Annotated in this window: 8 protein-coding genes; 7 read left to right on the forward strand and 1 reads right to left on the reverse strand. The window is 70.6% G+C overall.

What is annotated here, in order from left to right; all coding sequences use genetic code 11:
* The first annotated feature begins 830 nt into the window (after nt 1-830).
* From AB0I60_RS37375 to AB0I60_RS37395, 5 genes are all read left to right on the forward strand, one after another.
* Nucleotides 831-2,237 (forward strand): family 2B encapsulin nanocompartment shell protein, encoded by a 1,407-nt coding sequence (locus AB0I60_RS37375; protein ID WP_360738983.1) that lies wholly within the window; start codon nt 831-833, stop codon nt 2,235-2,237.
* A gap of 72 nt (nt 2,238-2,309) precedes the next feature.
* Complete coding sequence (locus tag AB0I60_RS37380; protein ID WP_360738985.1) at nt 2,310-3,716, forward strand: family 2B encapsulin nanocompartment shell protein; 1,407 nt, start codon at nt 2,310-2,312, stop codon at nt 3,714-3,716.
* Between the two features lie 244 nt (nt 3,717-3,960).
* Nucleotides 3,961-5,001 carry a family 2 encapsulin nanocompartment cargo protein polyprenyl transferase gene (locus AB0I60_RS37385; protein WP_360738987.1) on the forward strand — a complete coding sequence of 347 codons (1,041 nt, stop codon included), beginning with the start codon at nt 3,961-3,963 and terminating at the stop codon, nt 4,999-5,001.
* A 211-nt stretch (nt 5,002-5,212) separates the two neighbouring features.
* Entirely contained in the window at nt 5,213-6,139 is a 927-nt protein-coding gene (gene ispH, locus AB0I60_RS37390; RefSeq protein WP_360738990.1) for a 4-hydroxy-3-methylbut-2-enyl diphosphate reductase, read from the forward strand.
* Nucleotides 6,140-6,646: 507 nt separating this feature from the next.
* A complete protein-coding gene (locus AB0I60_RS37395) occupies nt 6,647-6,991 on the forward strand; it encodes a DUF742 domain-containing protein (RefSeq protein WP_360738993.1) in 345 nt (114 codons plus the stop codon).
* 40 nt (nt 6,992-7,031) lie between these two features.
* Here the strand turns inward: AB0I60_RS37395 and AB0I60_RS37400 are convergent, their stop codons facing one another.
* Nucleotides 7,032-8,177, reverse strand: a complete 1,146-nt coding sequence (locus AB0I60_RS37400; RefSeq protein WP_360738996.1) for a helix-turn-helix transcriptional regulator — start codon at nt 8,175-8,177, stop codon at nt 7,032-7,034.
* A 116-nt stretch (nt 8,178-8,293) separates the two neighbouring features.
* Between AB0I60_RS37400 and AB0I60_RS37405 the strand changes: the two genes are divergently transcribed.
* Together AB0I60_RS37405 and AB0I60_RS37410 are read left to right on the forward strand one after the other, a co-directional pair.
* Entirely contained in the window at nt 8,294-9,085 is a 792-nt protein-coding gene (locus AB0I60_RS37405) for a hypothetical protein (RefSeq protein WP_360738998.1), read from the forward strand.
* Nucleotides 9,086-9,218: 133 nt separating this feature from the next.
* On the forward strand, nt 9,219-9,359 hold the full coding sequence (locus AB0I60_RS37410) for a DUF742 domain-containing protein (protein WP_360739001.1): 141 nt from the start codon (nt 9,219-9,221) through the stop codon (nt 9,357-9,359).
* The last annotated feature ends 135 nt before the right edge of the window (nt 9,360-9,494 follow it).

A 9,494-nucleotide genomic window follows, 5' to 3' on the forward strand; every position in this document is an offset into this window, starting at 1 on the left:
GGCCGGGGCGCGCGGCCGGGGCGCGCGGCCGAGGTGCGGGGCCGAGGTGCGGGGCCGAGGTGCGGGGCCGAGGTGCGGGGCCGAGGTGCGGGGCCGAGGTGCGGGGCCGAGGTGCGGGGCCGAGGTGCGGGCGCGGGAGTGTCGGCGCGAGAGGTGCGGGCGCGACGCGCGGGTGGGGCGCGAGTGCGGGGGCACGGGGCACGGGTGGGGGGTGCGCGGGTGCGGGTGTGGGGGCGGGTGCGCGGATGTGGGTGTGGTTTCGGGGGTGGGTGGCGCGGGGTCGAGGGTCGGTTCAACCGAACTTCACCTGATCGTGCGGACTTGCGAAGTGACCTGAGGGCGTTGATCAACATCACAGCCCGCTACCCCCGCAATCCCACCCCCCGCACGCCTACCGCTGCGTGATCGGACGGAGCAACGCCCGCACCCTCCGCACCGGAGCCGCCCGTGCGCGCCACCACTCGAACGGTGATTCGGCCCGATTCCTGTCCGCAGTACTGCGAAAACCCTCCTCCCGATGGATGATCTTCAAGCCGCACATCTGCGGTATGCCGACTCCGGCGACACCAGGACCGGTCGTCAACCCCCACTTGAGGTGATCATCGCTGCCCCATCCGAGGGACAGATTCCAGGTCAACCCGAATGGAGTCCCGAACGCCGCACAGAATCACCCGTTATTACTTGCACCCACTACGACCTGCACGCCCCGTGCACGAATGCCTTCCGGATAGCTCTATGGGAGGTCGCCGTGTTGGCCGCTTCCCGCTGCGCATTCGGCGTCACTACCGTCAATCCGGCCCAACGAACGAATCCGATTGGCGGTGTAAGTGGTGACTGTGACCGATTCGGACGTGGACACCGATCGGCCCCGGCTGAGCCTAGGCACGGCCGCGGCGCGGAACCTGGCCACGACGACCAAGTCCGTCCCGCAGATGCAGGGCATCAGCTCGCGCTGGCTGCTCAAGGTGCTGCCCTGGGTGCAGGCCAACGGCGGTGCCTACCGCGTCAACCGCAGGCTCAGCTACGCCGTCGGCGACGGCCGGCTGACGTTCACCAACACCGGCGCGGACGTGCAGGTCATCCCGCAGGAGCTGACCGAGCTGCCGCTGCTGCGCGGCTACGACGACGTCGAGGCGCTGGCCGCGCTGGCCGACCGGTTCCGCCAGCGCGAGTACGGGCCGGGCGACGTGATCGTCGAGGCGGGCAGCGCGCAGGAGCAGGTCTTCCTGGTCGCGCACGGCAAGGTCAACAAGGTCGGCCGGGGCGAGTACGGCGACCACACCGTGCTGGGCGTGCTGGCCAACGGCGACTACTTCGGCGACCAGGTGCTGGCCGGGCCGCAGGGCGAGTGGGACTTCACCGTCAAGGCGGTCACCCCGGTCATCGTGCTGGTGCTGAGCTGGCAGGACTTCGAGGGCCTCAACGGCAACGCGGGCGGCCTGCGCGCGCACATCCAGCACCGGTTCGCGGGCGGCGCGCAGCGCCAGAACGCGCACGGCGAAGCCGAGATCGACATCGCGTCCGGCCACGACGGGGAGCCCGCGCTGCCCGGCACGTTCGTGGACTACGAGCTCGCCCCGCGCGAGCTGGAGCTGAGCGTCGCGCAGACCGTGCTGAAGGTGCACAGCCGCGTCGCCGACCTCTACAACCAGCCGATGAACCAGGTCGAGCAGCAGTTGCGGCTCACCATCGAGGCCCTGCGCGAGCGGCAGGAGTACGAGATGGTCAACAACCGCGAGTTCGGCCTGCTGCACAACGCCGACCTGCGGCACCGCATCCACACCCGCTCCGGCCCGCCCACCCCGGACGACCTGGACGAGCTGCTCGGCGTGGTGTGGAAGGAGCCGACCGCGTTCCTCGCCCACCCCCGGGTGATCGCCGCCATCGGCCGCGAGTTCAACAAGCGCGGCATCTACCCGACGGGCGTGGACATCAACGGCCACCACGTGCCCGCGTGGCGCGGCGTCCCGATCCTCCCGTGCGGCAAGATCGAGGTGAGCAAGGCCCGCACCAGCTCGATCATGCTGCTCCGCGCCGGCGAGCAGAACCAGGGCGTCATCGGCCTGCACCAGACCGGCCTGCCCGACGAGTACCAGCCGGGCCTGAGCGTGCGGTTCATGGGAATCGACGAGAAGGCGATCATCTCCTACCTGGTCAGCGCGTACTACTCGGCCGCGATCCTGGTCCCCGACGCGCTCGGCGTGCTCGAACACGTCGAGATCGGCCGTGAGGACTAGCGGGCCCGGCACCGCCGGCATGACGCGCCACCCCGCGAAGACGAGTCCCCACGACGAGATAGGGAACCTGACGTGACCGTGACGGACCCCGGCCCCATCGCGGAAGAGGCCGAGCACCGCCAGAGCCTGAGCCCAGCGGGCGCGCGGAACCTGGCGACCACGACCAAGTCCACCCCGCAGATGCAGGGCATCTCCCCCCGGTGGCTGCTGCGCAAGCTCCCGTGGGTGCAGACCCAGGCGGGCACCTACCGGGTCAACCGCCGGCTCACCTACGCGGTGGGCGACGGCCGGGTGACCTTCACCAGCACCGGCGCGGAGGTCCGCGTCATCCCCCAGGAGCTGCGCGAGCTGCCCGCGCTGCGGGACTTCCCGGACGACGCCGTGCTGGTCGCCCTGGCCGACCGCTTCGAGCAGCGCGAGTACGCGCCCGGCGACGTGGTGGTCGAGGAGGGCGGCCGGGCCGACGAGGTCTTCCTGATCGCGCACGGCAAGGTGAACAAGGTCGGCCAGGGCGAGTACGGCGACCAGACCGTGCTGGACACCCTCGCCGACGGCGACCACTTCGGCGCGGAGGTGCTCACCGGCCAGGAGGCCGAGTGGGACTTCACCGTCAAGGCGGTGACGCCGGTGATCGCGCTGGTGCTGCCGTGGCGGGCGGTGCAGCAGCTCAACGGGCAGGCCGACGCGCTGCGCGCGCACATCGACCAGGTGGCGCGCGAGCGTGGCAAGCCGCAGAACAAGCACGGCGAGGCGGCGATCGAGATCGCCTCGGGCCACGACGGCGAGCCGGACCTGCCGACCACGTTCGTGGACTACGAGATCGCGCCGCGCGAGTACGAGCTGCACGTGGCGCAGACCGTGCTGCGGGTGCACTCCCGCGTCGCGGACCTCTACAACCAGCCGATGAACCAGACCGAGCAGCAGTTGCGGTTGACCGTCGAGGCCCTGCGCGAGCGGCAGGAGCACGAGATGATCAACAACCGCGAGATCGGCCTGCTGCACAACGCGGACCTCAAGCAGCGCATCCACACCCGCACCGGGCCGCCCACCCCGGACGACCTGGACGACCTGCTCAGCAGGCGGCGCAAGACGGCGTTCTTCCTGGCCCACCCGAGGGCGATCGCCGCGTTCGGGCGGGAGACCTCCAAGCGCGGCCTGTACCCCGGCACGGTCGACGTGGAGGGCACGCGCGTCACGACGTGGCGCGGGGTGCCGATCCTGCCGTCGAACAAGATCCCGATCACCGAGCAGGGCACCAGCTCGATCCTCGCGCTGCGGGTGGGTGAGCAGGACGGCGGCGTGGTCGGGCTGCACCAGACCGGCATCCCGGACGAGTACCAGCCGGGGCTCAACGTCCGGTTCATGGGAATCGACGAGAAGGCGATCATCTCCTACCTGGTCAGCGCGTACTACTCGGTGGCCGTGCTGGTGCCGGACGCCCTGGGCGTGCTGGAGCACGTGGAGATCGGCCGCTACTGACCCCTCGCGCGCGGGGGCGGGTGCTGGGCGGTGCCGTCCGGTCGGGTGGCGTCCGATCGATGCTGTCCGGACGGTGCTGTCCGTCCCGCGCCGCGTGATCTTCCCGGAACGGTTCGTGGTTCGGGCGCGTGCCCTCGCGCGCCCGCCACCCGGTGCACGTGCACTTGCGTGGGCGGCGTGCATCCCCGCAGAGCCGGGCGCATTGCAGAGAGCCGGGCGCATCCCCCGAACAGGAGTACCGCCGATGACTGAGCTGGACGTCACCACCGCGCACCGGTCCGCGCGCGAGGTGCTGGGCTGGAGCCGCGCGGGCCTTGACCCGGCGCTGCGCGCGGCGGTGGACCGGCTGCCCGACTCGATGCGCGGCATCGCGGGCTACCACCTCGGGTGGTGGGACGAGCACGGCCACCCGACAGGCGCGGACCCCGGCAAGGCGGTGCGCCCCGCACTGGTGCTGCTCAGCGCGCAGGCGGTGGGCGGCACCGCCACCGCCGCGCTGCCGGCCTCGGTCGCCGTCGAGCTGGTGCACAACTTCTCGCTGCTGCACGACGACGTGATGGACGGCGACGCGACCCGCCGGCACCGGCCGACCGCGTGGACCGTGTACGGCGTGAACGCCGCGATCCTGGCGGGTGACGCGCTGCTCACGCTCGCGCTGGACGTGCTGGCGAGCAGCGGCCACCCGTCCGCCGCGCACGCGATCCGGGTGCTGACCGCCGCGACCCAGCGGCTCAACGACGGGCAGGCCGCCGACCTCGCGTTCGAGGAGCGCGGTGACGTGCAGCTCGGCGAGTGCGTGCGGATGGCGCAGAACAAGACCGCCGGGCTGATCGGCGCGTCGTGCGCGCTGGGCGCGCTGTTCGGCGGCGGCACGGCCGAGCAGGTCGAGCAGTTGCGGCTGTTCGGCGAGCACGTCGGGCTGGCTTTCCAGTTCACCGACGACCTGCTGGGCATCTGGGGCGACCCGGCGGTGACCGGCAAGCCGGTGTACTCCGACCTGCACAACCGCAAGAAGTCGCTGCCCGTGGTGGCCGCGCTCAACTCGGACACGGCGGCGGCGCGGGAGCTGGACGACCTCTACCACACGGAGGGACAGCTCTCCGCTGCCGAGCTGGCGCGCGCGGCGGCGCTGATCGAGGCGTCCGGTGCGCGTGAGTGGAGCCTCGGGCGGGCAGAGGCCCTGCTGGCCCAGGCCCGCACGCACCTGCGTGCGGCGGAGCCCACCGAGCTGGCGGAGCGGGAGTTGGACGCGGTGGCAAGCCTTGCCACTCGGCGGGACCGGTGACGGTTCGTTGAGGGTGTTGGGCGTGGAGGTTCGTTGGGCGTGAGAGTTCGTTGGGCGTGAGAGTTCGTTGGGCGTGAAGGTTCGTTGGATCTGACGGCTTGTTGTGAGCTGTTCGGGTGTTGGTTCGGTTCTTCTGGTTCGTGGCACGCCTAGTTGATCGGCGGGCGCGTCCCGCGCGCCCGGCCCCCGTCCCCAGAGTCAGGAGCCCGGCATGGCCCTTCCCGTTGTGCTGCTCGCCTCGCCCCGGTCGTTCTGCGCCGGGGTGGAGCGGGCCGTGGAGATCGTGGAACACCTGCTCGACCAGCGCGGCGGACCGATCCACGTGCGCAAGCAGATCGTGCACAACACCCACGTGGTCGCCGGCCTGGAGGCGCGCGGCGCGGTGTTCGTGGACGAGCTGGACGAGGTGCCGGACGGGTCGACGGTGGTGTTCTCCGCCCACGGCGTGTCGCCGGCGGTGCGCGCCGAAGCCGCCCGCCGGGGACTGGACGTGGTCGACGCGACCTGCCCCCTGGTGATGAAGGTGCACTCGGAAGCCCGCCGGTTCCTCGCGCGCGGCGACACCGTCGTGCTGATCGGGCACGCCGGCCACGAGGAGGTGGAGGGCACGCTCGGCGAGGACCCCGACCGGATCGTGCTGGTGGCGACGGTGGAGGACGTGGCGCGACTGGAGGTGCCCGACCCTGCGCGGGTGTCGTACCTGACGCAGACCACGCTGGCGGTGGACGAGACGACCGAGGTCGTCGCCGCCCTGCGGGCGAAGTTCCCGGCGCTGCGCGGCCCCGCGTCCGACGACATCTGCTACGCCACCACCAACCGGCAGGAGGCGGTGCGCGAGGTCGCGCAGGACGCCGACCTGGTGCTCGTGGTCGGGTCGGCGAACTCCTCCAACTCGGTGCGGCTGGTGGAGCTGGCGCGTCGGCAGGGCACCCCGGCGCACCTGATCGACGACGCGTCGGAGATCCGCCCGGAGTGGTTGGAGGGCGTGCGGGTGATCGGTGTCAGCGCCGGCGCGTCCGCGCCGCCGGAACTGGTGGAGGAGCTGATCACCGAACTGGGCGCGTGGGACGTCCAGGTCCGCGAGACGACGAAGGAGACGATCACCTTCACGCTTCCCAACGCCGTCAGGCCGCGATGACCAAGTCGGGGTGAAGGCTTCCCCGGTCCCTGGATTGCGCGGTGCGCTCGGATTGCGCGCTGCACTCGAATTTTCGGTGGCGGGCGGGGCAACGTTCGGGGGCGCGGTTGTGAGAGCGCTCCCTCGGGATCTACGGTGGGAGAGGCTCGGATGAGCCACGGCCGGGGGCGCTTCCCGGTCGGGAGTGGTGCGAGGTTGCGGTGAAGGTGAATCCCACGCCCATCGGGTGATCCGGGGCCGGCCTGGAGCGCTGCGGCGACTCCAGGCCGCCGGTCGGATGATCATCCGACCGTTGCGTGCGGGATTCGGGCGGATTTAGGCACCCTGGGGAACTGCGTCGCCACGGTGGGTGGTGCGCGGCGGTCCGTGCCGGGACATTCGGTACAAAGGCGGGACAGATCGGGGTGTCGCACGTAGGGTCTTGCGTCGGCGGTGACCCGGACCACAGCGTCGGCGGCGTCGCCTTCACGGCCGAGAAGATCATCCCGACCGCTTGAGGAGCTCGTGGTGTCGACCTTCCGGGTGCGCCCCTACACCAGGACCGGCGGGAGGACCCGCTCGAACACCACCCTCGCCATCGAGACCATCGTGACGACGAACGAGCGGGCGGCGCGGGACGCGCTGACCTCGACGGCGGAGCACCGGATCATCAGCGACCCGTGCCGCCACCCCCACTCGGTGGCGGAGGTGGCCGCGCGGTTGCGGCTGCCGTTGGGGGTGGTGCGGGTGCTGCTCGCCGACATGTCGGACATGTCGCTGATCAACGTGCACGGGGATGGCGGGGGCGAGGGGGATGGCCGGCCCTCGATCGCGTTGATGGAGCGGGTGTTGGCCGGGTTGCAGCGGATTTGAGCGTGCGCCCGGCGAAGTGCGGGCCGTCGAGTGCCGACGATCATCCGGGCGACACTCGCTGTCGCAGGGCTGCCAGTTGAGCGGTCACCCGTGTCGACCTGACGTCGCTCAGGGCTTCATCGGCCCGGTCGGCCAACGTTTGCGCTTCGTCGAGTCGATCGGTCCTGGCGTAGAGGTCGGCGAGGTCGATCATGCGTCCCGCGCGTCCCCGCAACCGCGTTGGGTCCATGCGGGGCAGGAGGTTCTCGAATCGTCGGATCGCCTCATGGTTCTCCTCGGCGGCGGCCAGCGCCTGCGTGATGATCGAGTCGAGGTGTTCGGCCGTGAGGAAGCTCAGCCACAGCGGCGTTTCCCCGCCACGCCCGGCAAGCGTTTCGGCCTCGGCGACGTGTCGGAGCGCCTGGCGCGTATCTCCCGTCTTCGCCAGGTGCCCGGCCAGACCGGCATGGAGGTTCGCGCGTTCCATTCCGCAGACGCGGGAGTCGGACAGGGCCGACTCGACCAGGTTCACCGCATCCGTCGGGAGGGCGTCACCGACCTGGGCAGCCATGTTCAGCACCACGTGCGCGCGGAGGTCCGGATCGCTCCCGGCATCGGCCGTGCGGAGCGCCAGCGTCGACAGTCGGCGTGCCGCGTAGGTCCGTCCGGAGTCGAAGTGCGTCCACGCCGCCCGGTCGGCCAGCGCACCCACCGCCGCTGAGAGGGCGACGCGGGTGTCGTCCCGCATCGGTGCGTCCAGAAGGCCGACCGCCCAACGCAGAGCACCGCTGGAGACGTCTGCCGCGACGGCGCCTCCGTACCGGAGGTCCATCGTCGTGTAGACGGAGGTGGCGTGCCGAACGGCCTCCACCTCGGAACGTCCGACCCTGCCGGGGGCTTCGGCGGACGTGAGTCCGTCGAGTAGGCGGGTCAGTGGTTCCGGCGTGTTCGCCCCGGCGAGCACGGCGGCGGCTGCCGCCAGCAGCTCCCGTCTGTTCACATCCTCACCCAACCCCTGTGCGTTCAACGCACGTTCGTAGGCCGCCACCAGGTCGGGCGTCGCGGACCGTTGGCCCTTCTCCACCATCCCGAGCATCGACTTGCTGTAGTGCGTGCGTTGGGCCATCACGGCCAGGCTCAGGCCCTCCGCCGGCTCCCGACGGCTGTGGACGGCTGTGGACGGCTGTGGACGCTCAGACGATTCCAACCACGCTCCGCATCCAACAGGCTACGCCCTGAGAACAAGCCCTGGGTTGGTCCCGCTCGAATCTTGCGACTTGTTCGAGATAGTGCGATGTGCTGTCGGTTGTCCGGTCCCGCATGATGAAGGGCGAGGTCGACCAAGCGGCCGAGGTGCTCGGTGTCCTGTGGGCGGCACTGCCTTCGGGCAGGTCGGAGATCCACCGCACCAGGCTCCACGGCGTCAGTCTGGAACTGGCCGATCGGTTCCCGATGGCGGAATCCGTTTCCACACTCCTCTACAAGGCCACCGTCGCCTACGGGCAGATGGATGACTTTCCCGCAGCCACGACAACCGCGTCGCGGATGGTGTCCGTCTGGCGTGCCCGGTGTCAGTCGGGGCCGACCGACGAAGCGCTCTGTCGACATGCTCACGCGCTGGACACCCTCGCCAGTACCTACCGGGCGCGCGGCATGAGAGAAGCCGTCGCGGGGTGTCTGGTCGAGTTGGTCGAGTGGCACTTCACGTACGGAAACAGCGTCGGAGTGGCGTGGGCACTGCGCGAACTGGGGGCGCTGGCGATCCTGTCCGGCCACTTGGAGGGAGCAAGTACGAAACTCATCCGCGCCGACGAGTTGTACGCCGACTGCGCCGAGGACTCCGAGATCGCTTCGGAGCGGGCAGAGTGCCACGTACTGCTGGGGCGCCTGGCTCGCGCGAAGGGGAGACTCCACGTAGCTGAACAGTGGTTCAACAAGGCGTTGGAATGTCTGAAAGACGGTGCCGCCGAAGAGGCGCGAGCGCTACGGGATGCAACCAGAGGAGGTCAACCCCTTCCTTCGACCTCCATCCTGGTCGTCGGCGAATTCGGGCTCCCGATCTGGGGTCCGCCACGCGCACCGTCTGTCGGCCTGGGTGTTCGAAGTGTTGGGTGACCCCAGCCCGGCCAGCGAGCGGTAACCAGGCGTTCGCCGCCGGGCGATTCAGCGGGACGCCGAGCGGCGGCGGCTTCGCCCCGTCCACCATCTCCGGCTTGACCCACCGCCTGTCCTCGTTGAGCGGCTGCCGTTGGGGGTGGTGCGGGTGCTGCTCGCCGACATGTCGGACATGGCGCTGATCAACGTGCACGGGGATGGCGGGGGCGAGGGGGATGGCCGGCCCTCGATCGCGTTGATGGAGCGGGTGTTGGCCGGGTTGCAGCGGATTTGAGCGTGAGCCCGGCGGAATGCGGGCGGGCGGGTTTTAGGGAGTCCTCGCCGGACGGGCGAGCCGCCAAGGATGACGGAAGTGCGGGTCGTCGTGTCATCCCCGTGTGGCCCGGTCGGAGACAACCACCCTTGAGTG

The sequence above is a fragment of the Actinosynnema sp. NPDC050436 genome, from assembly GCF_040655415.1.
In the GTDB taxonomy this organism is placed as follows: domain Bacteria; phylum Actinomycetota; class Actinomycetes; order Mycobacteriales; family Pseudonocardiaceae; genus Actinosynnema.